General features: G+C 45.5%; 21 protein-coding genes and 1 tRNA gene. 9 read left to right on the top strand and 13 right to left on the bottom strand.

Annotation, left to right across the window (positions count from 1 at the left end):
* Nucleotides 1-35 precede the first annotated feature (35 nt).
* The 4 genes from OL444_RS05225 to OL444_RS05240 form a co-directional block, all read right to left on the bottom strand.
* Nucleotides 36-3419, bottom strand: coding sequence for an ATP-binding protein (locus tag OL444_RS05225; RefSeq protein WP_264734284.1), 3384 nt, complete (start codon nucleotides 3417-3419; stop codon nucleotides 36-38).
* Nucleotides 3403-3990 carry a DUF4194 domain-containing protein gene (locus tag OL444_RS05230; protein ID WP_264734283.1) on the bottom strand — a complete coding sequence of 196 codons (588 nt, stop codon included), beginning with the start codon at nucleotides 3988-3990 and terminating at the stop codon, nucleotides 3403-3405. Before OL444_RS05230 ends, OL444_RS05225 begins: the two co-directional genes overlap by 17 nt.
* Before the next feature lie 3 nt (nucleotides 3991-3993).
* On the bottom strand, nucleotides 3994-5457 hold the full coding sequence (locus OL444_RS05235; protein ID WP_264734282.1) for a DUF3375 domain-containing protein: 1464 nt from the start codon (nucleotides 5455-5457) through the stop codon (nucleotides 3994-3996).
* Between the two features lie 97 nt (nucleotides 5458-5554).
* A complete protein-coding gene (locus tag OL444_RS05240) occupies nucleotides 5555-6463 on the bottom strand; it encodes a bestrophin family protein (RefSeq protein WP_264734281.1) in 909 nt (302 codons plus the stop codon).
* A 224-nt stretch (nucleotides 6464-6687) separates the two neighbouring features.
* Between OL444_RS05240 and OL444_RS05245 the strand changes: the two genes are divergently transcribed.
* The 8 genes from OL444_RS05245 (at nucleotide 6688) to OL444_RS05280 (ending at nucleotide 15770) form a co-directional block, all read left to right on the top strand.
* Nucleotides 6688-7317 carry a redoxin domain-containing protein gene (locus OL444_RS05245; RefSeq protein ID WP_264734280.1) on the top strand — a complete coding sequence of 210 codons (630 nt, stop codon included), beginning with the start codon at nucleotides 6688-6690 and terminating at the stop codon, nucleotides 7315-7317.
* A gap of 449 nt (nucleotides 7318-7766) precedes the next feature.
* Nucleotides 7767-8459, top strand: coding sequence for a helix-turn-helix transcriptional regulator (locus OL444_RS05250; RefSeq protein ID WP_264734279.1), 693 nt, complete (start codon nucleotides 7767-7769; stop codon nucleotides 8457-8459).
* A 112-nt stretch (nucleotides 8460-8571) separates the two neighbouring features.
* Nucleotides 8572-8967, top strand: a complete 396-nt coding sequence (gene tssD, locus OL444_RS05255; RefSeq protein WP_264734278.1) for a type VI secretion system tube protein TssD — start codon at nucleotides 8572-8574, stop codon at nucleotides 8965-8967.
* A gap of 1025 nt (nucleotides 8968-9992) precedes the next feature.
* The gene (locus tag OL444_RS05260) at nucleotides 9993-11024 is read left to right on the top strand and encodes a sensor histidine kinase (protein WP_264734277.1); all 1032 of its coding nucleotides are present in this window, start codon (nucleotides 9993-9995) and stop codon (nucleotides 11022-11024) included.
* A 6-nt stretch (nucleotides 11025-11030) separates the two neighbouring features.
* Nucleotides 11031-11771 carry a LytR/AlgR family response regulator transcription factor gene (locus tag OL444_RS05265; protein WP_264734276.1) on the top strand — a complete coding sequence of 247 codons (741 nt, stop codon included), beginning with the start codon at nucleotides 11031-11033 and terminating at the stop codon, nucleotides 11769-11771.
* 136 nt (nucleotides 11772-11907) lie between these two features.
* Entirely contained in the window at nucleotides 11908-12099 is a 192-nt protein-coding gene (locus OL444_RS05270) for a hypothetical protein (protein WP_264734275.1), read from the top strand.
* 38 nt (nucleotides 12100-12137) lie between these two features.
* Nucleotides 12138-12494, top strand: a complete 357-nt coding sequence (locus OL444_RS05275; protein WP_264734274.1) for a response regulator — start codon at nucleotides 12138-12140, stop codon at nucleotides 12492-12494.
* Nucleotides 12495-12614: 120 nt separating this feature from the next.
* A complete protein-coding gene (locus OL444_RS05280; protein WP_264735318.1) occupies nucleotides 12615-15770 on the top strand; it encodes a lantibiotic dehydratase in 3156 nt (1051 codons plus the stop codon).
* Between the two features lie 38 nt (nucleotides 15771-15808).
* Here OL444_RS05280 and OL444_RS05285 read toward each other — a convergent pair whose 3' ends face one another.
* The 8 genes from OL444_RS05285 to OL444_RS05320 form a co-directional block, all read right to left on the bottom strand.
* A complete protein-coding gene (locus tag OL444_RS05285) occupies nucleotides 15809-16618 on the bottom strand; it encodes a sterol desaturase family protein (protein ID WP_264734273.1) in 810 nt (269 codons plus the stop codon).
* A 571-nt stretch (nucleotides 16619-17189) separates the two neighbouring features.
* On the bottom strand, nucleotides 17190-17423 hold the full coding sequence (locus OL444_RS05290) for a DUF7336 domain-containing protein (protein ID WP_264734272.1): 234 nt from the start codon (nucleotides 17421-17423) through the stop codon (nucleotides 17190-17192).
* Nucleotides 17424-17508: 85 nt separating this feature from the next.
* Nucleotides 17509-17742: a DUF7336 domain-containing protein gene (locus OL444_RS05295; RefSeq protein WP_264734271.1), complete on the bottom strand. Its 234-nt coding sequence runs from the start codon at nucleotides 17740-17742 to the stop codon at nucleotides 17509-17511.
* A 111-nt stretch (nucleotides 17743-17853) separates the two neighbouring features.
* Complete coding sequence (locus OL444_RS05300) at nucleotides 17854-19578, bottom strand: hypothetical protein (protein ID WP_264734270.1); 1725 nt, start codon at nucleotides 19576-19578, stop codon at nucleotides 17854-17856.
* 238 nt (nucleotides 19579-19816) lie between these two features.
* A tRNA-Ser gene (locus OL444_RS05305) sits at nucleotides 19817-19903 on the bottom strand.
* 87 nt (nucleotides 19904-19990) lie between these two features.
* Nucleotides 19991-20683, bottom strand: coding sequence for an aquaporin Z (gene aqpZ / locus OL444_RS05310; RefSeq protein ID WP_264734269.1), 693 nt, complete (start codon nucleotides 20681-20683; stop codon nucleotides 19991-19993).
* A 215-nt stretch (nucleotides 20684-20898) separates the two neighbouring features.
* Entirely contained in the window at nucleotides 20899-21936 is a 1038-nt protein-coding gene (locus OL444_RS05315) for an asparaginase (protein ID WP_264734268.1), read from the bottom strand.
* Between the two features lie 41 nt (nucleotides 21937-21977).
* Nucleotides 21978-22748 (bottom strand): TatD family hydrolase, encoded by a 771-nt coding sequence (locus OL444_RS05320; RefSeq protein ID WP_264734267.1) that lies wholly within the window; start codon nucleotides 22746-22748, stop codon nucleotides 21978-21980.
* A 105-nt stretch (nucleotides 22749-22853) separates the two neighbouring features.
* Between OL444_RS05320 and OL444_RS05325 the strand changes: the two genes are divergently transcribed.
* Nucleotides 22854-23771 carry a hypothetical protein gene (locus OL444_RS05325; protein ID WP_264734266.1) on the top strand — a complete coding sequence of 306 codons (918 nt, stop codon included), beginning with the start codon at nucleotides 22854-22856 and terminating at the stop codon, nucleotides 23769-23771.
* Nucleotides 23772-23832: 61 nt separating this feature from the next.
* On the opposite strand, the gene OL444_RS05330 is transcribed toward OL444_RS05325, so the two are convergent.
* Nucleotides 23833-24459: a polysaccharide deacetylase family protein gene (locus tag OL444_RS05330; protein ID WP_264734265.1), complete on the bottom strand. Its 627-nt coding sequence runs from the start codon at nucleotides 24457-24459 to the stop codon at nucleotides 23833-23835.
* Nucleotides 24460-24476 lie beyond the last annotated feature (17 nt).

Genomic DNA, 24476 nt, shown 5'->3' on the forward strand with positions numbered 1-24476 from the left:
AAAACACTACGGGCTGATACGATGTGATGCCATCACTAATTTATGGCAGCTTCAAACTCTTTCTTCCGCTCATGATATTCTTCCATGGTGAAATTATACACGACAGAGTCACGCTTGTTTTTGTTGGACACAAAATGACAGGCGTGGATATAAGGTTCTGCAATGTTTAATTTGTCCAGCGGTGTTACAACCAGTAACTGGAGGTTGAGCTGACCGCAGTATTCCATGAGGTAGTGGCTCTTTTCCGGATCCAGTTTGCTGAATGCTTCATCCACGGTAATAAAGCGCAGGCTGCGGTGTTGCCGGTTGGCTTCATTGATCCCAAACTGATAGGCAATAGCCGCACCCAGGATGGTGTAGGTAAACTGGGCTTTTTCACCACCGGAAAGACTGGCGGTATCTTCATAATATTTAAATGCCTTGTTATCGGCGATGTAATATTCCTTCGCGCCAAAGTCCAGCCAGTTGCGCACATCCGTTACCTTCCGGCGCCAGGCTTCATTTTGTTGCAGTTCATTGATCAGGGTTTTGATGTTTTCAAACAACTGATCACTGTAGGCTTCGTCTTTTTCCTGATAATATTTATAGGAATCCGGTACCGCGTTACTCAGCTTCTCTTTGAAATTCCTGATTTCCACATCCCGTACATGGCGGCATTCCAGCTGCAGGTAGGTATCCGGATTTTTATTGAAGGTGATATTGCGTAATGGTTCATTCAGGTCTTCCATGACTTCACGTATCAGGTCTTCCTGTCCGTATATCCATGCCCGGTAGTTGGTGATGGCATTCAGCATACTGTTGTCCATATACTGCCGGAAACGTTCTTTGTGTTCGATGAGGCGCTGGTATTTGATGCGTTCATACAGCGAGGTGAATTCATCGAGGTACCGTACATGCGGCTGCAGATCCGTAACGTCGCCCAGCCAGTCGGGATAGGTGTCGTGTATGGATTTAGGTGGCATTACGAAGGCAGACAGTTGCCGGGTAATTTCGGCTTCTTTTTCTGCGGCGGTACGCATGGCTTCCTGTAGCGCTGTTTTCAGGCTTTCGTCGGCCTTCTTACGGTGTGCTGCCAGTTGTAAGGCGGTGGTAGCTGTTTCTGTAATGGCGAGGTCCGACAGGTATTCCAGGGCGCGGTGTACGGCACTGTCGTCCAGGAGGTTGGCTTTGAGCTGTTTGAAATACCGTTGTTTCTCCGTGTATTTATCATTCAGCCGACCCCTGTCTTCCAGGATTTTTTCTTTTTCTTTTTCCTTACCGGTGATGGCGGTGGCGGTTTCATCCAGCTGTTCGCAGATCACCTGGTATTTATCGCTGGTTTGCAGCAGTTGATTTTTTTCGCGGGAAAAAGTTTCAATCACGGCGGCGTGTGTCTGCCAGTTGATTTCGCTGAAATTGCGGAGTGTCAGCAAGGCGCCGGTCAATGCCTGGTTGGCGCTGATACCTTTACGCGCTGTTTCCAGCTGGTTGATACTGTGTTGTAAGGTGTCGATGCTGGCGTTGCATTCGTCCTGCTCTTCCCGGAGGCCGCGCAGCTTGTTTTTGTTATTCCAACCCAGCACATAATTGTTCTTTTGTGAACGGTTGGGACGGTCATCTTTTTCGTGGCGTGTAGCCTGCCGCGTTAGTCCGTTGGAAGTAACGGCCTTACGGGCACGGTTAAACGCAGTCATATCATCAGTACAGATATAGTCAAACTGATCCAGTAACTGCTTTTGCAGCCATTCCTTAAATGCTGTACCTGGTTTGATATCTATCTTTTGCAGCAGGCTTTCTTTATCATTCGGCATGCGCAGCATGGTATAACTTTCCTCTTCTATCTTATGATATACTAACCTGGTCTGTAGGTTATTATCATTGATATAGCGGTTGATATCGATGATGTAATCTTCCGGTACCAGCAGCCGCAGGGCGAAGTTGTGCAATACCTTTTCGATGGCATTCTCCCAGTGGCTTTCTTTATCTTTTACCCGGATCAGTTCTCCGGCAAACGGGAGATCATCTTCTGAAACATCCAGCATGTCGGCCAGTTGTTGCCGGATGCGGATCAGTTCATACGGGATATTGTTTTTACGGTTCAGGAAGGAATCTATTTCTTCTTCCAGCCGGGTGGTCTGGCTTCTTTCAGCAGCCAGACTGCTTTTGTGGTGGAAGATTTCTTCCTGTAGTGTTTCCAGTTGTTTGTCGATACCGGCCAGCTGTTTTTCTGCCAGTGCAATATTTTCGTGAAAGGCCTGTTCATCCGGACTGGCTGTCAGCTGCAGCTTTTCTGCCAGTTTATTGTATTCCTCCATTTTATTACGTTTCGCTTCCAGCGATTTCTGTTCGTAATGAATGGTTTTTTCGATGGAACGCAGCTGTTCATCTACACTGTTGTTGGCCTTTTGGGCAATCAGTTCTTCCTTGCGGAGTTGCAGCGATTGCAGGTTGTCGTTGACGCTAGTCAGGGAACTGGCGGTCATTTCCAGTTCCTGTTGCAGTACCTGGATTTCTGCTTCCAGAATATCTTTCTCCTGGCGGTTGAAGTAAGCCGGTAAAATATCCTGCAAGGACTGCAGTTCCCGGTTTTTATCCTGTATCTGTTGCCAGGAGGTTCTGTTATCGATAATTGGTTCCAGCATTTTCAGCTGGGTTTCATCTTTCTGAATGGCCCGGTGGCTGGAGAGTAAGCTGTCGTAGTTTTCGCGGAGTTTCAGGAATTCATTTTCGCTCTCTGTTTCTTCCAGCATTTGCCCGCGGATAAACGTATTCAGGTCTCCCAGTACTTTAATACCCACGGTTTGGTTGAACAGCGACAGGGCTTTTTCACTTCTCAGGCCGAATATGTTGCTGAACAGCGCGGCATATTCCTTAAAGCTGTCGGTGATTTCTGTTTTCGGGAAGCTGGCACGCAGCTTCTTTTTCCAGTCGCCTTTTACATCAAACTTACCATTACCGAAATGTTCGTTGATGTTGAGCTTATGTGGTGAAACGATGTATTGCCGTTTCATTTCGCCGGCATACCATCTCACCTGTGCGAGGGTGATCTGGTGCATGGTAGCGGCATTATAAAAGTAGGCCAGCAGTACGGAGTAAGGATTGTTTTCCTTGTGCCGCAGCTGGTCTGTTTTGGATTGCTGCGATTCTTCAGAGAATGTTTTACCGTAGTAGCCCCAGAAATAGGATTCTTCACCACGGTCGCGGCGTTGTTCTGTACCGGATGACTGGTTATAGAACCTTTTGCCGGAAGGTACCAGTAAGGTCAGCAGTGCATCGATAAGGGTGGTTTTTCCGCTACCGTTGGCGCCGGTCAGTAACGACGTGTTGCCATTGGTGTTAACGCGGTATATTTTGTTATGAAAGGTGCCCCAGTTGTATATTTCGAAATATTGTAAACGGAATCCACTTTCTTGGGAATCACTATTAAACAGAGTGGACATGCAGTTTTAATTTTGATTTAATTTCTTCCAGTTTATCGTTGTTCACCAGTGCCTTGATGATTCTTTTTACCTCATACTGATGCAGCTCTTTATTGGCTGCATCTTCCCGGGTTACTCTCAGTACGCCGATGTTTAAAAGACTGTTGATCGGTTTGTTGAGATCCTTGAGTAGTTTGGAGCGGTTGTGCCGGTCTTTGAAGAAGAGCGCCAATCGTTCCTTGATTTCTCTTTGGGTGAGGAAAAGCCGGGTACCATTGCCATTGATATCAAATTCGTCGAGGGCTTCGCGGAGTACGATGCACAGCAAGGTGGCCTCGTAGGTCAGCCGGGTTTTGCGCATCAGCCGGGGCAAAGGTTTGTCCATGGTTTCATCCGTATCGGGTTGTACGATGCGGGCAAATCCGTCAGCTTCACTAACTATCAGCTGTAAGCCTGTTTGTTGCAGGTACTTGCTCAGTTCCGTCTGCCATCCGAGGAGGTCTTTCCAGTAGGTTTTATCTTCTTCATAAACAGGCCCCTGCATGAGTTTAATGAACACGTGTGCAAAGGGCGATATATTTTTATCGGACATATTTTAGTTTTGAGAATTAGTAAAGAGCACCATGGGCATATTAATGGTACGGTTGCCCAATACTACCGGGTCTGCGGTTTCCAGAATGATGTGATGCGGCGATTGACTGGCAATAGCGAAATAAGTGATAAGTTCCGTCAGGCCTTTTTCGGTGCCGTAAATATCCACCAGTTCTTTCAGGCTGATTTGTTTTTTGTTTTCCAGCTGGGTGGCAATACGATCTTCCAGTAAAGCCCGGTCAATGTTAAAGTGATTGAATAATGCATCAAAGTCGCCGGCATCGGGATGTGTACCGCCCATGCCTTCAGGGAAGGATACTTCCACATTGGGTTTCTTTTCATCGGCCAGCTCCCAGCGATCGAGGAAGTCTATTTCCGGATCACTTTCTATATCAATGAAAAAAGATTCACCGGGTGGCTGCTCAAGTGCCTGAAAGGCCAGTTGCCGGATTTCATTGATCAGTTCTGTTGCTTTCCGGCGATCCGTGAGATTATTTTCACTGAGTACGCGGCTGAGTTTATCGCTGAGTTTTTTATTGGCGTCAATTACTTTTTTGCCGGAGGCGTGCAGGAATTGTTTGAGCTTTTTCAGGAACCGGTCGTTTTTGTATTCGATGTTCCGGTCTTCCAGCAGGGAGTACAGTTTTTCTATCAGCTCCCGCATTTCTTCCTGTTTGTTTTCATCCATGAGGAACTGCCAGAAAGAGTAAAAGCTTTTGCCCTGGTCTTTTTGCTGCAGCGCTTCGAAGGAATCCAGCGTATAGGCGAGCAAGGTACCTTTGGCAACATCCCGTTCACTTTGTTTGCGGTAAATTTCCTGGGTGATCTGTTCAAAGTTGTGTTCCACTTCTTTGAAATCGCTCAGCAGTTCGCGCGACATCCGGTTTACATCATAAAACCGTTCTTTGATCTGGGTATCATCAAATACCTGTACTTTACCAGTGATGGTAATGCTTTTGATCTCCTGCTCTATTTCAAATTTTTTTCTTTCCAGCTCCTGAATTCTTTGCTGTGGATCTTTATTGCTTTGATCGATCAGCTCTTTGAGTTTGGAGAAGATATCTTTAAAGCGGCTTTCGGTACCTACAAATTCCCGTTTCCGGAGGGTAGATACCCAGTGCATGGCTTTTTCCATGTCGCTGCTCAGTTCGTGGATATCGAGACCGTCGTCGTCGGGATATTTGCGCAGAAAGCCTTTATTGCTCCACTGGTCAATATATTGGCGGGCTTTTACGTCGTTATGTTCCAGCAGGTGGCCGGCGTCTATCTCATCATCCGCCGCCTGGTAGCCGGTTTGCCCGAGGTAATCAGACAAGCGGGTCACCAGTTCCACATTGGAAATGGTAGTATGGTTTTTTTCCTTGAATGTGTAATGAAAAAATGACAACATCATTGGCGCGCTACGGGCCCGGAGTATCTTAAGCGTTACTGAATGGGCGTATAGATTACATAATTGGTCATACGTCATGGCGTAAAAATAAGGAATTACGAATTACAAATGACGGAGAGATCTATGGGAAGATCTTTCCCAGTATGGCGGATGGTGCTGGTGTACAGTGGGGGCGCTACATAATATACAATCCGTTGGCCCTTGGTTTTACCGAAGCCGGGACTGGTTCGTCGCCGAGCAGCTCAATGACATTGATTTCTATGGTGCGGGCAATACTGTCCAGCGGAATGGCCAGGGGCTGGAATTCGAAAGGATTCATCAGGGTGGTACCGCTCAGGTGCGTCACATGAAATACAAACCCAAACATCCAGCCAAACGGGATGGCCCAGGCGCCTATGGATTCGGTCATCATCAGGGTGTTCATGATAACATAGAACCAGATAAACAGTTGTGTGAAATAAACGTAGCTGGGAGGGAATACTGTGTTGCTGATACGTTCGCTCATGCCCATGCTATCGCAATGTCTTACCAGCAGTTGATTCATTTCTATAAAACGGAATCCGTCTATGGCGCCGGCATCGCGCAGGAGCTGCAGATCGCGGGATTGCAGGCTGAGGATGGCATTGGCGTGATTGCTTTGCTTTTGTACGTAGTCAATTTCTTCTTTGGTGAGGTAGCGGGTGTAGTAATCGTCGGGGCGTTTGCGGAGGGAGGCTTTCAGGGCGTTGATAAAGGCGAGGTGGCGGTGAATCATGTGCCGGGCCATTGTTTTGGTACTGTCTTCCGCTTCCGCTGCCGTATAAAATAACAGGCTGCGTGCCCAGGAGCGGGAGTCGTTGACCAGGGCCCCCCATATTTTGCGGGCCTCCCACCAGCGGTCGTAAGCCTGGTTATTATTAAAGCCGATGAAAAAAGCGAGGGCGGTACCTAATACCGCAGATACGGCCAACGGCACCGAAATGTGGTTAACCAGCCAGTATTTGTCCAGGAAATATACAAGGGTACAACAAGCCAGTAGCATCAGGTCTACCTTCCAGGTGAAGGAGAATATCTGGCTGAGTGATAATCTGTGTTTCAGCAGCATAATTCTTTTTTAGTTGTAAGGGCACCTTATTTCAAGTTAAATAAAAAAATTGGGAATATTATCTTCCTAATAACCAATATTTTATATTTACAAAAACATATAGTCTATAGATTTAGTAGGGTAATTGAAATTTTCCCCTTATCTTTGTGGCGTAACAACGATATGGATTATCTAAACCTATAATAACGGCGACCATTTTATCAGCCATTTTAAAAAGCGTAATTATGTCACTGTCCACATCTACACTTCACAGATTCGCAGATTTTCTGACGTCCCCGATTCCGGAGAATTTCCCCAGTCCCCGTAGAAACCGGGAGCAGATTAACCCTATTCGCAGCGGTAGTTTTTTTCCTGATTTATTAATAGAAGCCACCCGGGTTATACGGGGTACTCACCTGCTGAAAGGCCTTAAACAGGGTGTTGAGCTGCATCGCCTGGCTTCGCAGCCATTGGTGGTGGTTTTTTATTCGTTGCACTGGAATGGTTATGCAGATCGTTTGTTACAATTACTGAAAGACAGTTATCCTGCCATTGAAGCGGCGGGAGCACATGTACTGGTATTGTCCAGTGAAGAACAGGAGGCATTTCTGGCCGTAAATCCGGATCCCTTACCATTTGATATTGTATGGGATGAGGAAAACCGGTTGGCGAAGAAGGCAGGTATCTATCTGGAATCAGACCCGGTGTGGGGACGTGTTTCTGGTATTGATGCGGATGTGCCTGTGCCGGCGGTTTACCTGGTGACACCTTCTCTTCAGATTACTTACGATTTCGCGGATATATTTTTCCAGCAGGAATTTCAACCCGAAGTACTGTTATCCCATATAGAAAAGAAACTGGCCATTAGTGCCTGATCATAGGTTGCCGGTAAAGCCGGCCGGCAGCTATATGATTGTTTTTTGCCTGCCATAAGGTACTATTGTTTGTTTTCCCCTGTATTTATCATCAGGTAACTGTGTTTTCCCGTATAATCGTCACCGTTACCTGGTGAGCAGGGTAGCTCCTGAAACAGTCAGCCTTGTTTACAGAAACGCGCATAACTGGTTGAAAAATACTCATAAATAGGTATTTTATGCCCACAGTGTTTACACTACCTTTGTTGCTCAGCATACTATTTACTGCGTCACACTAAAATATAAAAGTCATCCCCTGATTTAATCAGGCTTCGTATTAATACCCCCAAAAAAGGGTCTCTTTCTAAACGAATAGGGACCCTTCCCTATTTTTATATACATTTGTTTACGAAGGGCATTTTATTCAACCGGTATTCGTTCAAGTTTTCCTATACTTTTTATTTCAGTTCATGAGGGAACAAGCTGTATCTATTAATGACGCGACCTGTCTGGAGGATAAACTAAAAGCTTTACAGGCCATTGACCAGGAGTTACCGGCTGTTGTAATTGTAATGAACGTGGTGGAGAATTATGTGGCGTATATGTCCCCGCGTGGGCTGCGGGAACTTAATACCTCTCTGGAAGCATTACAGGCCATGGGCGCCGCTTATTTTGAACATTATTTTAATCCGCAGGATGTAGAAGATTATCTGCCGAAAGTGGTGGCTTTACTGGAAGCCCCGGCAACTGCCAACCTGGGGGTTACTTTTTTTCAACAGGTAAGGATCGGGCCCGAAAAGGATTGGGTCTGGCACCTGGGGGCTACCCGGGTTTTTATGCGGGATGAGCGGGGAGCACCTACCCACGTGATCAGTTGTGCGATTCCGATTGACCCGTTACATCATGTTACCAGCAAGGTAAACCGGCTGTTACAGGAGAATACTTTCCTGCGCCGCCACCAGCATGTTTTTGCAGCGCTTACCAAAAGGGAGAAAGAGATCTTGCGCCTCATGGCGCTGGGAATGAGCGCAGCAGAAATAGCGGCGGAAGTGCATATCTCCGAGAAAACAGCCGTTACTCACAGGCGTAACATCAAAGCGAAAATCGGGGCGCAGTCGGGATATGATCTCACCAGTTTTGCGCAGGCTTTTGACCTGATATAAAGACCGGCATTGGTTTTTCGGCATGTAAGGGGAAATGCGTATTTTCATAGTGATACCATTTTTGTTGGTTTGCCATCCTGGCAAGCCTGTTAACCTTAATAACCATGTCTTTATGTCTTTCAAAGCCATTCTCCGCATAGACGGAGACGAGATGAATATCCTGGAATGCCGGTTCTCTTTTACCCAGCACACCGATCACAATGGAAGACCTGCCGCCCGGCCCAAAGGGGGCACCATTAGTTTGTTGCTGGAGTCGGCCGGCGAAACCGGATTATTCGACTGGATGATTTCGAATACCCGCATGAAGAGCGGCAGTATTACTTTTTTTCGCAGGGATGCTATGTCCAGACTGAAATCATTGCAGTTCAGGGACGCTTATTGTGTGGGTTATACCGAACAGTTTTACGCTTCCGGCGAACAACCGTTACAGATACAGCTGACCTTGTCGGCCCGGGAAATAAGCCTGAATAATACTGTTTATCAGAATCCCTGGCCGCAATCAGTTTAATTAATATTATCTTTAATATTAAAACGGAAAACTGTCATCGGTTATTTATAACTGAAAAGGGATGGACTTGTTGTCCATCCCTCCAGGGGCTGTAACCTGCAAAGGAAAAGTTTTGGGCTTTTCAGAAACGGACCAGAACCGCTTCTTGATGTAGGAAGGCTGTTTTCATAGAAAAGAATATTTTTGATAGATAGTACCGTTCATTTTTTGTTCAAGTAAGGGGCAAATAATAACTTAAGGGGACAAACGCCGGAATAATATTTTCTATATACTGCGCTACATCGCGACCAGATGCAGCGCTATCGGGGGCAGTAACTGCTACTGCAATTTTTCAATATTGGCAGATAGTGGTTGAGTCATAGTTATTTTTTTAGGTGTTTGTAAAAAGTTCATGGGCTTTAGACTTTAATTACAGAACAGGAACAATACCGCCAGTGCAGAAGGGCAAAGGTGATATTGCTGAAAGTGCATAGTTACCACAGGTAATCCAGCAAAAACGGGAACAACAATGGATGAAAGTATAGTGACGCTGCGTTTTAGCAGTTTCATCCTTGTTTCTAACAATAAAAAATCGATCAAAGTCATCAGGTAAATGCTATCTGCCTGATTACAATATCAAAAGTCTATTTTCTCTATCATTTTATAAAACTTATTAGATGAAGTGACCAGGATACACGATGAAATAACAGCAGTACCCAATCTGAGGTAAATGGCAGGTGGGGGAAGAAAGGGCGCTTTCCCGCTACCATCAAAGAAAAGAGGTGTTTTTTTGGGTCGTATTTTCTTAATTATTAATATAAGAGAAAAGAAAATTTGAACCAATAAATTTTTTTTATGCTACTTTCCTTGCCAAAAAGCCTGTATCTTATACTTAAAGACATTTTGTTAGAACAATGCTAACTTTTTTTAGAAGTAAATCCAATGACACACCTCCTGATATCAGCCGGAAATTATTGGATTGGTTTTCGGTTTTTCTATCTGAGAAATATTACACAAGCAGGGTGCGGATATGGGCGCACGTGTACATGTGGCTTATTCTGGCGGGGTTGTATGCTATTATGATCACGGCTACTTTTTCAGAAACACCGGATGTCACGTTGGTGTATGTTATCCGGAATATTCTGGGATCTGTAGGCTTTTTCTATTTTACCTTTTATTTTCTTATTCCGGAAGTACTGGGCCGGGGATATATCTTTCTCTCCCTGGTCTGCTTGTTTCTCCTGTTCTTTTATTGGTCAGTACTGAATTATCTGTGTACAACGTACGTTTATTATAATCTCACGCTGCATAATCTGACACTGAAAAGAGACGTAGCTACCGTGATGAACGGCGGATGGGGGAATGTATTTTCTGTGGTGCATATGTTGCGGATCTTTATTCCGGTTATCATGACGATTGCACCTGCCATGTCATTGAAACTGGTGTTGGATATCATCCGGTTTTCTACCCGGACACTCCGTTTGGAACGGGATAACCTGAACCTGGAGCTAAGTTTTCTGCGTTCGCAGCTGAATCCACATTTTCTGTTTAATACGCTGAATAATATCTATGCATTATCTATCCGGAATGATGCCCTGGCATCGGATCTGATTATGCACCTTTCAGAAATGATGCGTTATACCCTGTATGATTCCAATACAGAAAAAGTAGATTTGAATAAAGAAGCCGATTTTCTGAAGAATTATATAGAGTTGGAGAGTGTCAGATATGGAAAAAGCGCAAGTATTCGCTTTATTTGTGATACGGAGAAAATCAGCAACCAACAAATTGCGCCGTTGCTGATGTTTCCTTTTGTGGAAAATGCATTTAAATATTCCCATAATACTAACCCGGGCAATTGTTGGATACATGCCAGTATGGAAGTAAACGGCAGTTTGCTTAGTTTTGAAATCACTAATAGTAAAGGAGAGTTACCAGAGCAAAAACAAGTAATAGGCGGCATTGGCCTGAGCAACACCCGAAAGAGACTGGCTTTGTTATACCCGGACAGGCATATGCTGCATATAGAAAATAATACCGATTATTACAAAGTAGTATTGACACTAACGCTGAATTAGAAAAACATGGAACAAGTAATTACCTGCCTCGTAGTTGACGATGAGCCTTATGCCAGGGATCTGATGGAAAATTACATTGCCAGAATTCCATTCCTGCAACCTGTGGCTTTTTGTGAAAATGCCTTTGATGCCATTGACGTACTGCAACGACAGTCGGTAGATCTGCTTTTTTCAGATATACAGATGCCCAATATTAACGGGATTGAGATGATCCGCTCGCTCAGCAATCCTCCTTTTGTTGTTTTTACTACTGCTTCCCCGGCTTATGCCATTACCGGTTTTGAGCTGGATGCAGTAGATTATCTCGTAAAACCCATTTCCTTTGAACGGTTTCTTAAAGCCGTGAATAAAGCCAGAAGCCATATTCAGCAGAAGAAGCAGCAGTTTGTACAGGAAGTCGTAAAACAACAACCCAACCACCTGTTTGTAAAAGATGGCTATAAATTATCCAAAGTGCTGTTTGAAGATATCTACTATGTAGAAGGCATGAAGGATTATATCAAGATTGTCTGTAAACAAAAAAATATCATCACCTACATGCGTATGAAGGTGATTGAAGATACTTTGCCGCCCGATCAGTTTGTACGGATCCATAAATCCTACATCGTTCGGATTCAGGCGATCAGATCCATTGTAGGGAATTCAGCTGAATTAATTAATAATGAATCTGTTATTATTTCCAAGTCCAACCGCCAGGACCTGATCAAATTGTTGGGGATCACCAATTACAACGACGGAGAAGAGTAGCACCACAGAAATCCTGCCTCAGTGTCTTTTCGTCGAGAACTTGACGGGTTATGTCTAATAAAGTATGCCTGCTCCCGCTAATTGGCGATGTTTGTCTCCCAGATATGTTTTATTTGTTATTACAAAAAAATAGAATATGAAAAAAGAACACGTTAACATGAATGCAGTATCAGCCCTGGTTTTAGACAAAGAGATTATTTCAAAGGCCGACGCACGCACTATCGAAAACATGAGTGCCGACAAAAAATCAGGTGAAGGATACATTCCGTCCGTGCTGCCAACAACGCCGACGACTACAGGTATGAAAACATTAGCTACACACCTGTAAAATCCATTCTTTGTTAACCTGTTTAATGTAAGAACATCATGCGATACAAATGTGCCATAGTTGATGATGAGCCTTTGGCACTGGACATACTGGAAAGTTATATCCGGCGAACTACGTACCTGCAGCTAATAACCAGAACCAATAAACTGCAAACGATAGAAAAACTGGTTGCCGATAAAGAGGTGGATGTTGTATTAATGGATGTTAATATGAGAGGGGTGCGCAGAGAAAGCATTGAAAACCTGCTTCAGAAAGATTGTCTTTTTATTCTCGTCACGGCCTATCCCATCAGTGAAATACAAAATATCGGATGGAAAACAGGTCAGGGCTACCTCGCCAAACCTGCCAGCTACAGAAAGTTTGTAAGTGAAATGGAACGACTAATCAACAACTGAAGGAATGACCATCTGCCATCACTAAAAGATTATTAAAATTTTATCCACTGGCCAGGCCGCATTGACCATATCGCCTGGCCAGTGGTATTTCTATCTCAGAAATTGTTTGCATATTGTGTGATGTCAAGATTAGCACCCTGTGATTTTTACCTGCTCCGGATTCCACTCTTATCTTACGATAAGCCGTTGCAATTGCACCATAGGAGTAATAATGATTATGTCCTGTTTCTCCGGGCTATCCGGCAATTGTATGCCGATCCGTTGCTGCAGGAAGCCATCTTTCTGGCCAGTCCTGCCCTCTTCGATGAAATGATGAAATGGCTGGCTGCCGGTATAGATACCGCTGTATCCACAACACCACAACATCATAAGTTGGTCAAGACCTTGTACCAGTATCTCCTGCGTATGAGCTCCCGCTGTACACCCTACGGCCTCTTTGCCGGATGTACCGTAGGTACGCTCCATCCGCAAACAACCGAACTTCGGCTGGCGACGGTGCAGTCCTGGGAGAAGGTATCGCGGCTAGATATGAATTACCTGTCCGAACTGGCGACCGAACTGATAAAGCTGCCGGAAATCCGCGAACAGGTGCTCTTCTATCCGAATAACAGCCTGTATGAAACCGGTGCCTCGTACCGTTACTTTGAGTACCAGCTGCACGATAAAAAAAGATATTACTACCTCAGTGCCTTTACCCGTACGTCTTACCTGACACATATCATGGAGGCCGCGGCTACTGGTATCCGCATCGGTGAGCTGACAACACTCCTGACCGGTATGGATATTCCGCCGGATGTTGCCACTACTTTTATCGATGAACTGATCAACAATCAGATACTGATTGCGTCCACTGATCCCCGTATCAGCGGCGCCGATTATTTTACCTCCCTGATCACCTTCCTGGAAGAGCAAGTGCCGCAAACAGCCGTACTGGCGCCGCTACAGGAGATACATCATTTATTGCTGCAACAGGAAGATGGTATCCGGCGTAACCTGCATATCAGAGATATTATTACGGCCCATTTTCCGGCGATCAATGGAAAAGACCTCATTCAGGTAGATCTTTTCTATCGGCCTGCCGCAGCAGCTATTGCCCGGCCAGTCATCAACAGTATTGTACAACGGATCGAACAGTTGTGCATACTGGGCAAAGGGTTCGTGAATACCGACCTGCTCACCTTTAAGGAGAAGTTTCTGCAACGGTACGACCAACGCGAAATTCCGCTGATGCAGGCGCTGGACAGCGAATCGGGCATTGGCTATGGTATCATCACCGGTGATAACGCCAGCTATACACCGCTCATCGATGACCTGGTATTACCAGCCCTGAAAAAAGATACTGAAACCGTATGGGATGCCGTTAAAAAACTGATACTCCGGAAATACCTGGCTGCCCGCGAAAGCCAGGCCAGGGAAGTTTTCATCACCGAAGAAGATCTGCAACAGCTGGCAGCAGAGAAAGAAGCAAGGCCATTACCACCAGGCCTTTATACCATGGGGGCCTTGATAGCCCGGGATGCGGCCGCACTGGATAACGGTGATTTTCGTTTTGTGCTCAAATCCTGCGGAGGCCCCAACGCCCTGGCATTGATGGGGCGTTTTGCGGCCGGCAACGAAGTGCTGACAACCCAAATGAGGCAATATGCCGCAGCAGAACAGGCGCTGGAAAAAGACCGCATCTTTGCGGAAGTGATTCATCTGCCGGAAGGCCGTATGGGCAACATTCTGCTGCGCCCGCAACTATATGATTACGAAATTCCTTTTTTAGGCAATGCGGCGATGCCCGCTGCTGCTCAGCTACCGGTAAGCGATCTGCTGGTATCTGTAAGAAACAATAAAGTCATACTCCGCTCTGCAAAACTGGGAAAGGAAGTCATACCAAGGCTTACCAGTGCTCATAATTTTACACAGGGCCTGCCTGCCTATAAATTCCTGTGCGACCTGCAATACCAGCAACAAACGATCTCTATCCAGTGGGATTGGGATTTCCTGGAAGAACAATCATTTCTGCCACGCGTTAGCTATCAGGAAATCATATTGGAAAGAGCCCGGTGGTATATCACCAAAGCTGCTTTTGATGAGCTGCTGGCCTTACAACATACTCCTGATGCTGCTTTACTGTTGTTGCAGGCGCAATTCGGTATACCGGAGCAAGTGTTGTTATCAGAAGGTGATAATGAGCTACCAGTAGATTTTACCTGTACATTTGCCCGCTCACTGCTGACGGATAAACTGGCGAAAAGTAATGTCATCTTATACGAACAGTTGTTTAATGCAGATACCCGCCTGTTGTCTGATGGCACGGCAGCGTATTGCAATGAAATCATTATCCCGGTACGTAATACCACCTATCAGCCAGACCCGGGAACACAGGCCGCGCCGCCGGTTCCTGCCAATCAGCGCATCTTTGCTCCGGGCAGTGCATGGTTGTATGCTAAAATCTATTGTGGTTCCAAGTGGGTAGATAAACTGTTGGTGAAAGAGTTGCTGCCGCTGATCAGAAGCTGGCAGCACGAAGGATGGATTACCAGCTGGTTCTTCATCCGTTATCAGGATCCCGATACCCACATCCGTATCCGCTTTCATCATACCGCCGGCGGGAATTTCAGTGGCATACTAATGGCCAGCCTCAGCGCGGCCATCGCGCCTTATCTGGAAAATGACCTGGTACAGAAGTTACAGTTTGATACCTACATCCGCGAGGTGGAACGTTACGGAAGTTATACCATGCTCCTGAGTGAAGCACTTTTTTATCACGACAGCCATGCGGTGATACAGCTGCTGGCTTTACATAATGGCCGGAGTAACGAAGAACGCTGGCAATATGCGCTCCTGGGGGCTGCGGAGCTGCTGCGGGATTTTGGTTGCACATTGGTCGAAAAACTACAGTTATGCACCGATCTGCAACAGGGCTTTTTCAAGGAGCATAAAGGTGATCATACCCTGATGCTGCAACTGAATAATAAGTACCGGCAACACACTAAAACGATGGCCACCTTGCTGGCTACAGATGCCGGTGAAGGGATCCTGCCACCGGATGTTACGGCTGTTTTCCAGGAACGGTCTGCCGCCCAGCGGGCTGTATCTCAACAGCTGCAGGAGCTGATACAACAACAGCTGGTAACGCCTGCAGACAAAGTGCGCTTATTAGGTGATTACCTGCACATGTTCCTGAACCGCCTGTTTATAGCCAACGCCCGTCTGCATGAACTGGTGATCTATCATTATCTGATGAAATACTATACTTCACAAATGGCCATGCAAGGTAATAAATAGCTGCTGCCGGATATTGTTAGTTTGGTTAGGATGCCAGACTATGTTTGTGCAACAGGATTCGGTGATGCCTTCTTTCGGTGCTGTTTGCCAAATCGTTGTTCCTGTATCCGGTCATATTCCTTTACATAATCCGGATGCTCCGTACCCATAGCCCTGTCCCAGATACGAAAATAAAGCCCGTAATTCCCTTTGAATTTACTGTGATGGAGATTATGGTGTACAGAAGTGTTAAAGATCTCAAACAGCCAGCTACGCCGAAGTGCCGCCGGGGCAATCTCATAGCCGAGATGTCCGTATACATTAATGAAAAAGGAAGTGAAGGTAAATGACAGTAAGGTAATCAGGTGCATGGGAATCACCATGACTACTATCAGCAGTACGCCGCCTTCTGCAATAGCTTCCAGCAAATGAAAGCTATAGGATGCCCAGGGAGAAGGATTGGTGCTTTTATGATGCACCAGGTGCGTATATTTAAAGAGCCTGGGATGATGCAGCAACCGGTGCATCCAGTAAAAGTAGGTATCGTGTATCACCAGGCTGACCACCACGCCAACACCGATATACCATACGGGATAGTCATGGATGTGATCATACATCAGCGTATAGGGGTGCAGGGGCGGAACCAACAGTACTGCGGTGATAGCGGTGAATACCAGGGAACTTTGCATAGAGTACCATATTTCCCGCAGCCAGTCTTTTTTGATGGCTGCTTTGGGCTGTATCTTAAAACGCTTTAACCGGTCAGGCAACAGCAGGTAAAACAATATGAATGGAATACCGGCCAATAGAAAATACCGGATGACCGTATTGTTTAAAATAGAGATAGCAGTGGAGAATATATTTTCCATAGTCAACACATCATTTGATCTGTCAAAATTAAACAGTACCGGCAGCAGTGGGGTTAGCACTGGCTGATTGTAGCTAGCGATAAAAGTGTTGGGCTATTCCTTTTTCGCAGTTTGCCGCGATGTAGTTGCATGTATAGTAATGCTGGCAATGCGCAGCAGGTATTGGGTTGACCGTATTTATGTTTCCTGTTGGTAATTATAAAGTAGCCTGCTACATTTATGAGAGAAGATAAATTATCCTTTGGAATATAAAAGCGTATTGTCGTTGCCGTTATACATATCGTATACCTGGTGATAGAAAAATGGTTTAACTTAACCGTATGATAAATGCCTATAAACAATGTCTGAGGATCATGTGAAATTAAACCGAGGTGCCACCGGTTTAGTAGTTTCAGGTATACTTTACACGACAACGGCCTTTTTATTGTTTATCTACGCACAACTGACACCCCTGGTATGGATCATGATTATCAGTTTGGGATTGGTAGGTATCATTGCCTGGATACGTTTGTGTGCAAGGGAAACAGTTTTGCTGATTGATAAGGAAGGAATACGATATCAGGGCACAATGTTATTCTCCACAAATGGGTGTAGCAAAACCTGCCAGCCATTCCGTTTTTCCCAGTTCATGCTCAACGATCAGAAAACCATCCGGATGATCCCTGAACCCGGGTAAGGTAACGCTTATCAATTGCCGTTCATAGGCAGTTTCACGACTGGAATAGACACCCAGGAATTTGCGGTCTTCTCCGCCATCCAGGTCTTCATCATAATGGATATGCCACAGTAGATATACAGCATTCATCTTTATCATTTATTTGTATTGACTTTAAAGTGCCCGCCATTTTCAATAGCTATCGTGAGGGGTAATACATATCGACATACGAATGTTATTCTCCGCGAATGATCGTGGCAAAGCCCTCCGGCCATTCCGCTTTATCCAGCTGGTAGTCAACGATCAGAAAACCATTTGGATGATCGCTGAATCCGGGTAAGGTAGCGCTTATGAGTTGCCTTTTATAGGCACTTTCACGACTGGAATAGACGCCCAGTAATTTGCTGTCTTCTCCGCCCTCCAGGCTTTCATCATAATAGATGTGCCACAGTATATATACAGTATTCATCGTTATGATTTATTTGTATTTACTTCAAAGCGCCGGCCATGGAAGTGACCAGCGCTTTGAAGCATGTTGTATGTCTGTTACAGGATCGGTTTTATCCCATGTTCTTTCACCTTATTTAATGGTAATTCTGGCTACTGCAATTTTTGATTTACCTAACAGCTTATCCGTTTTACCCACCATATACATCTCATTGCCAATAACGGCTCCCAATCGTGGCATGGCAGTAGGAACACCAGCATTGTTAAAGAATACCTTTCTGGTAAATTTCCCGGAAATTTCATCTACGTTTAAAATAAAACAATCAGATTTGGAGAAGCGTTCAGCCGTCTTCGCTTTCTGTCCTGCCTGCATTACCTGGGCATTTTTGGGATTGTCATTAAATAAAATATGAATGGTACCCCCTGTTTGCATGGCGCCGAAACCGGAGTAGAAAGGTCTGCCACCATTCATGAAAAAGCTATTGGAGAATGACAGGCCGCTACCGGAACTAGATGAGGTCTGTATGCTCTCGTACTGATCTTTGGGTAGTACCTGGAGCCAGCTGATATTACCTGCTGCATCTACCTTACACATCATGAGATCGTCTGTGAGATAATTGGTGCGGGTTGTGGATCTCATCTGACCAGGGATAACGCTGGATCCTGCTGAGTAACTCTGGGTAGTATAGGTGTATTGATGGTACTGCTCCGCCAGAATAACGAGTCCATTGTCTGCCGTATAAAAGATCTGCCGGAATTGCATGTATTTGGAAAAACCTTCTCCTTCGTCTTGCGCTTTACGTATTTCTTCTCTCATTTTTCGCTCTTCCCTGCTCTCGTCTTTATCTTCTTCTTCATCAAAGTTGTTGTCTGCAGATAAAAGCGAGTGGTTAATGGGCTTGTCACTGGTGGATATCACTTTTCCGTCTGCTACGTTAATTCTTTGGACCAGTAAGCCATCAATCGTTTTGCCCTTTTTCTGTTTGCTGTAAAAAGCTGCCAGTACCAGGTCTTTATTTTTTTCCTGGATTAATTTTGTGCTGGAGAGCCATTTCCCATTGATGGTGGTGTTGATTTCGGTTTGTTGTTTTCCTTTTTCGTTATAAATACGAATGTTGTAGTTGGTGAAATCGAGAAACTTCTCTTTCTTCTTTTTACCTTCTTCGTATTCATACATGCGGCCTACCAGTATCACCTTGTGATCGTTGGTATACAACAAGTCTTCCAGCCGATACTTTTTAGCTTCAAATCCGTTTTTGATTTTAATGGGTTTGGCGGCTGTTTTCAGATTTTTATCCAGCTCCTGAATCTTGTATTCATTCCGTTCGGATCTTTGCACGCTGCTGACAATGATCATTCTTGTACTGTCTGTATTATAGGACAGCTTAAACTCGATGTCATCATTTTTTTCTTCTTTCTGATAGTTCGCTACTTCTTTCCATTCTCCGGTAAGTTCTCCGGTTTGTTTATCGATGGCTGCTGCATAGAGCGTCAGGGTTTTATCCGGCCTGCTGTAATCGGATGAAAACAGGAATAGTTTGTCCTCACAGGTAAAGAATTGAACGAATTCCTTACCTCTTAATTCCTTATTAAAGTCGTTGCGGTAAACTTCCTTTAGATCTTTATCCATTTTTACCAGGGATGCAGATTCCCGCGTGGTAGCGGCAAATACGTAATAGCCTTTTAAAGCCAGATGACTTTCCTGTAAATAGACGCTGTTCTGATCTGCAAACACCACCTGGAGGTCGGTGCTGCCTTTGCGGAATTTAAATTCATCTCCCCAGGTAATAGCTGGTTTTTGGGCAACAGCCAGCATGCCAAGTAGGATAAAAGTCAGGGATAGGTAAAGGTGTTTCATGAAAACTGTTTTGTGTAATTGGAGCGCAATACTAAAACAATATTGGATGTATGCAATGTGATATTTACAATAATTGGGGTGATGTGGTGCGGCTTTGCGGGTGCGGTAGCGGTTTTATAGTTTATTGTGAAAGTGACTGAATCCGTTGATCTTTTCATGATTATTTACGGGCGCACGTAATCATCTCCCTAAAACAAAAAAGCCCTGATAACCGAAGTCACCAGAGCTTTAAAGCTTGCGGAGAAGAAGGGATTCGAACCCTTGATAGGCTTTCACCTATACACACTTTCCAGGCGTGCCAGTTCAACCACTCCTGCACTTCTCCGTAGATTATCTGAACCTTGATGGAAGGGTTGAGTTTCCGATTCAGGGTTGCAAAGATAATCCTTTACTTTATATTTCCAAGAGTTTTTTACTTGTTATCATATAACTTCCAGATAAAGCCGCCCAAAAGCCCGCCTACAATGGGTCCTACGATAAATACCCACAGATGTGATAACGCGGCGCCTCCTACAAATAACGCGGGTCCGATACTGCGGGCTGGGTTCACGGATACACCGGTAACAGGAATACCTACAATATGAATCAGGGTAAGTGCGAGGCCAATGGCTAAACCGGCAAATGCGCCGTTGGAATTATTTTTACTGGTGCTGCCATGAACGACTATCAGGAAGATGGCGGTTAACACAATCTCTGCTACCAATCCGCTGATCAGGGAATAATGATCGGGAGAGCCCCCTTCTACCCCATTTTGCCCGAGGCCATTTACTGCGATGGCGTAATCTGCTTTGCCCTGCGCAATGAAGTACAGCACAGCGGAACCTACAATGGCGCCGGCAATCTGGGATACAATGTAAGCGCCGGCATCTTTACCGGAGATTTTGCCATGAGCCAGCATCGAGATGGTGATGGCCGGGTTAATGTGGCAGCCCGAGATATGTCCGATTGCATATACCATGGCGAGTACTGATAATCCAAAAGCGAAAGCGATGCCCAGGAAACCAACGTGGGCGCCCGCCAGTACAGCGCTACCGCAACCCATGAATACCAATACAAAGGTGCCGAAGAACTCTGCAATGCATTTCTGTGATAAAGAGACTGTCATAGTCAATTGATTTTTAGTGAAAGAAAAATTTGGGATGGTACAGGGGTGTTGCAATCTCGTCAATAACTAAATTTACCGTAATTAATTTGAAATAAAAAAAAGTAATAGGTCTAAACTATTAATAGCTACGGTATTACAAATAACACATCGGGCAACAGCTTACGCGAAGAAGATCGCTGTCTGCTGTTGCCCGATGTTATGTGGTGTGGTGGTAGTTAGAATATTTCGAAAGGCGTTAACTCTCCTCTCAGCGGAATCTCTATCAGCTTTTTACTTTCTTCCATGGATAATCCCTGGCCCAGTACAAACATCAGTTTGGTGGTTGCTGCTTCAAACGTCATATCATGGCCGCTTACCACGCCTATTTCGGTCAGGTGCTGACTGGTTTCATATTTGCCCAGTTCTACGGAGCCACCGTCGCATTGGGTGATGTCTACTACCAGCGCGCCGTTTTCAATGACTTTCCGGATGCTCTCAATAAACCATGGCTGGGTATTGGTATTACCACTACCGAAGGTTTCCATGATCACGCCTTTCAGGCCGGGAACACTCAGGATAGCCTCCACTGCCTTGCGGGTAATACCCGGGAACAGTTTCAGTACTGTGATATTTGTTTCCAGTTCCTTATGCACTTTCAGCGGTGCAGTAGGAGGAGGTAAAATAAACTGGTTCTTGAATTTGATATCGATACCTGCTTCGGCCAGTTGCGGATAGTTCATGGTGTAGAATGCCTCGAACTTCTCTGCATTGTACTTTTTGGAGCGGTTTCCCCGGAACAGGGAAAAGTCGAAATAAATACATACTTCCGGAACCATCGATACGGAGGTGCCATTATGCCGGCTGCAGGCTATTTCCATGGCCGTAATAATATTCTCCTTGGCATCGGTACGGATTTTTCCGATAGGCAGCTGTGAGCCGGTTAAGATCACTGGTTTAGACAGGTTCTCCAACATAAAGCTCAGGGCAGATGCAGTAAAGGCCATGGTATCAGAACCATGCAGTATCACGAAACCATCGTACCGGTCGTACCGGTCTTCAATGATGCTGGCTATTTCTACCCAGATCTCCGGTTGCATATCAGACGAATCTATCGGCGGATTAAATGCAAATACATAGAAGTCGATGCCCATCCGGTATAGTTCCGGCAAATTGTTTCTGATCTCGTTAAACCCGATCGGACGGAGCGCCTTGGTTTTGTCGTCGTAGATCATACCAACGGTACCACCCGTGTAGATAATTAATATTTTACTCATTGTGCTAGCTGCCATTGCCTGCAAAGGTATCATCTAAACAGTTAGAGCATTTTGAATAATTTCCGGGCATTCCTGCTGGTAATATCGGCCACCTCTTCAATTTTTAGATTTTTTATATCCGCCACCTTTTCTCCGGCCAAAGGAAGGTAGGCACTTTCATTCCGTTTGCCACGGTAAGGTACCGGTGCGAGGTAGGGGGCATCCGTTTCCAGTACAATGTGTGCCAGGTCTATTGTCTCCAGGATTTTGTCGAGGCCGGACTTCTTAAAGGTAACTACACCGCCGATGCCCAGGTAAAAGCCCAGGTCAATTATTTCCTTTGCTTCTTCTGTGGTACCGGAAAAGCAGTGGAACACGCCGCTGAGGCGACCATCCTGTAATGCCTTTACTTCGTTTATACATTCCTGTGTGGACTCCCGGCTGTGAATCGCTACCGGTAATCCGTATTCCCTGGCCAGGAGCAGTTGTTCCTGAAAGGCGCGGTATTGCTGGGTCAGGAAGGTTTTATCCCAGTAGAAATCGAGGCCTATTTCGCCGATGGCTTTAAAAGGACGTTGCTGCAGCCAGGCTTTTACCAGGTCCAGCTGTACATCCACTTCTTCCTTTACATAACAGGGGTGTATTCCCATCATGGCATATACCTGATCCGGATACTGCGATTCCAGTTGAAGCATCCCTTCGATGGAGGTTTCATCAATATTGGGTAAAAAGAGCTGGTCTACTCCTGCTGCCAATGCCCGCGCGATCACTTCTTCCCGGTCTGCTGCAAATTCTTCTGAATACAGGTGGGCGTGGGTATCTATCCAATTCATAACGGTTTATTTATTAAATTCTTAATATTTTTAATATTTAAGTATATATCTTTATCTATACAAAGGTAAAGTCCGAAAAACCTAATTGCTAAAAAAACCTTAACTATGAAAAGCTATTTCAGTACAAACCGTGTGCTGGCGTGGACCTTCACCGGTGTAGCCATTGCCGCTCTTTTTTTTGCGTGCAAAAAGGATGCAGAAGAGAATAAACCCCCGGTAGGCCCCGGCGATCCGGCCCCTTCCAATGAAGTAGATAACGGTACCATTGCCGCCGCCGGCCACGAAGCAAAACTCAATCTTATTTATACAGACCTGTTTGATGTAGTACTGATGGCCGCCGAAGGCCAGGGTGTACTAAGCCGTGCTGCCCAGATCGATAAAACCCAGGCTGATGCGGCCTCCTGTCCGGATATACGGATGGAAGACCAGCCGAACTGGCCTAAAGACCTGACGGTCATATACGGAGGCGCCTGCCGCGACAACTACGGCGTAATCCGCAGTGGTACGGTAACGATTACACTGAGTGCGCCGTTGTTTAAAGCAGGTTCGGTAGCCCAGGTGAAACTGGATAACTACAAAATACAAGGCGTGCCGGTATCCGGAAATGCTACCATCAACATGATCTCTTACGATAATACGAATGGGGTACAGTATAGCATCGAAATAGCCGGTGGTAAGGTAAATTTTGGGGATACCCTGGTGTTGGGGTATACTACCAAAAGAACCATTAAACAGATTGCCGGCGGCGCTAGTAAAGCCAACAGGAGTGATGATGAATACAGCATCGAGGGAGAAGCAAAGGTAACCTACGAAAAAGGCGGCCTGGGCGCCAATACCATTGCTACCTATACCACCATCTCGCCTTTGATTAAAGCCTGGATATGTAATACTGTCAGCAAAGGACAGCTGAAAGTGGTACATGGCAACAAATCCGGTATCCTGGATTATGGCACTGGTGTATGTGATCACAAAGCGGTGATCACTGTGGGCGATAAGTGGAAGGAAATAGATCTGACCAAATAACGAAGTATTTGTCGTCGCCACGCCTGGAAGTACACTGACTTTCAGGCGTGGCGATTTGCATTTATACCGGCAGGGCCGCTATTTCATATTTTTGTTTGCGGCAATACTCCAATACCCGCGGCAAGGAGTACGACAGCCGGTCCCACGCCTTGGTGCTGTCGTGAAATACCACAATAGACCCCGGTTGTATTTTAAACACCACATTCTGTACACAGGCTTCGCCATCTATCTCCGTATCGAAATCTGCGCTGAGTACATCCCACATAATAATTTTAACCCCCGGCACCTTTTGTTTCAGCTGCCGGATCTGAAAAGGGGTAATCCTGCCATAAGGAGGCCGGAATAAAGGAGAGGTAATATACTTGCGTGCTTCCAGTATGTTTTCAATATAGGTAGCCGTGTTGGTTTTCCAGCCATTCAGGTGGTTAAAGGTATGGTTACCGGTAGTATGCCCTGCCTCCAGGATCTGCTGATAAATAGCGGGGTTTTCCACCACATTTTTACCGATACAGAAAAAGGTGCCTTTGGCATCATATTTTGCCAGCTGTTCCAGCACAAACGGGGTGGCCTCCGGATGAGGTCCGTCGTCGAAGGTGAGGTATACTTTATTGCCGGCCGGCGATAAGTTCCAGATACAGCTTTTGTACAAGGCTTTTAATATGCCGGGGGTTTTGGTAAGATAGAACATAGCACTGTTAACTTTTA

The organism is Chitinophaga nivalis, from assembly GCF_025989125.1.
Taxonomy (GTDB): Bacteria; Bacteroidota; Bacteroidia; order Chitinophagales; family Chitinophagaceae; genus Chitinophaga; species Chitinophaga nivalis.

What these genes read in the sequence shown, in the direction of transcription:
- OL444_RS05225 (WP_264734284.1), bottom strand. Translation starts at nt 3,419, where the DNA reads ATGTCCACTCTGTTTAATAGTGATTCCCAAGAAAGTGGATTCCGTTTA.
- OL444_RS05230 (WP_264734283.1), bottom strand. Translation starts at nt 3,990, where the DNA reads ATGTCCGATAAAAATATATCGCCCTTTGCACACGTGTTCATTAAACTC.
- OL444_RS05235 (WP_264734282.1), bottom strand. Translation starts at nt 5,457, where the DNA reads ATGACGTATGACCAATTATGTAATCTATACGCCCATTCAGTAACGCTT.
- OL444_RS05240 (WP_264734281.1), bottom strand. Translation starts at nt 6,463, where the DNA reads ATGCTGCTGAAACACAGATTATCACTCAGCCAGATATTCTCCTTCACC.
- OL444_RS05245 (WP_264734280.1), top strand. Translation starts at nt 6,688, where the DNA reads ATGTCACTGTCCACATCTACACTTCACAGATTCGCAGATTTTCTGACG.
- OL444_RS05250 (WP_264734279.1), top strand. Translation starts at nt 7,767, where the DNA reads ATGAGGGAACAAGCTGTATCTATTAATGACGCGACCTGTCTGGAGGAT.
- tssD (WP_264734278.1), top strand. Translation starts at nt 8,572, where the DNA reads ATGTCTTTCAAAGCCATTCTCCGCATAGACGGAGACGAGATGAATATC.
- OL444_RS05260 (WP_264734277.1), top strand. Translation starts at nt 9,993, where the DNA reads ATGTGGCTTATTCTGGCGGGGTTGTATGCTATTATGATCACGGCTACT.
- OL444_RS05265 (WP_264734276.1), top strand. Translation starts at nt 11,031, where the DNA reads ATGGAACAAGTAATTACCTGCCTCGTAGTTGACGATGAGCCTTATGCC.
- OL444_RS05270 (WP_264734275.1), top strand. Translation starts at nt 11,908, where the DNA reads ATGAAAAAAGAACACGTTAACATGAATGCAGTATCAGCCCTGGTTTTA.
- OL444_RS05275 (WP_264734274.1), top strand. Translation starts at nt 12,138, where the DNA reads ATGCGATACAAATGTGCCATAGTTGATGATGAGCCTTTGGCACTGGAC.
- OL444_RS05280 (WP_264735318.1), top strand. Translation starts at nt 12,615, where the DNA reads ATGTCAAGATTAGCACCCTGTGATTTTTACCTGCTCCGGATTCCACTC.
- OL444_RS05285 (WP_264734273.1), bottom strand. Translation starts at nt 16,618, where the DNA reads ATGGAAAATATATTCTCCACTGCTATCTCTATTTTAAACAATACGGTC.
- OL444_RS05290 (WP_264734272.1), bottom strand. Translation starts at nt 17,423, where the DNA reads ATGAATGCTGTATATCTACTGTGGCATATCCATTATGATGAAGACCTG.
- OL444_RS05295 (WP_264734271.1), bottom strand. Translation starts at nt 17,742, where the DNA reads ATGAATACTGTATATATACTGTGGCACATCTATTATGATGAAAGCCTG.
- OL444_RS05300 (WP_264734270.1), bottom strand. Translation starts at nt 19,578, where the DNA reads ATGAAACACCTTTACCTATCCCTGACTTTTATCCTACTTGGCATGCTG.
- aqpZ (WP_264734269.1), bottom strand. Translation starts at nt 20,683, where the DNA reads ATGACAGTCTCTTTATCACAGAAATGCATTGCAGAGTTCTTCGGCACC.
- OL444_RS05315 (WP_264734268.1), bottom strand. Translation starts at nt 21,936, where the DNA reads ATGAGTAAAATATTAATTATCTACACGGGTGGTACCGTTGGTATGATC.
- OL444_RS05320 (WP_264734267.1), bottom strand. Translation starts at nt 22,748, where the DNA reads ATGAATTGGATAGATACCCACGCCCACCTGTATTCAGAAGAATTTGCA.
- OL444_RS05325 (WP_264734266.1), top strand. Translation starts at nt 22,854, where the DNA reads ATGAAAAGCTATTTCAGTACAAACCGTGTGCTGGCGTGGACCTTCACC.
- OL444_RS05330 (WP_264734265.1), bottom strand. Translation starts at nt 24,459, where the DNA reads ATGTTCTATCTTACCAAAACCCCCGGCATATTAAAAGCCTTGTACAAA.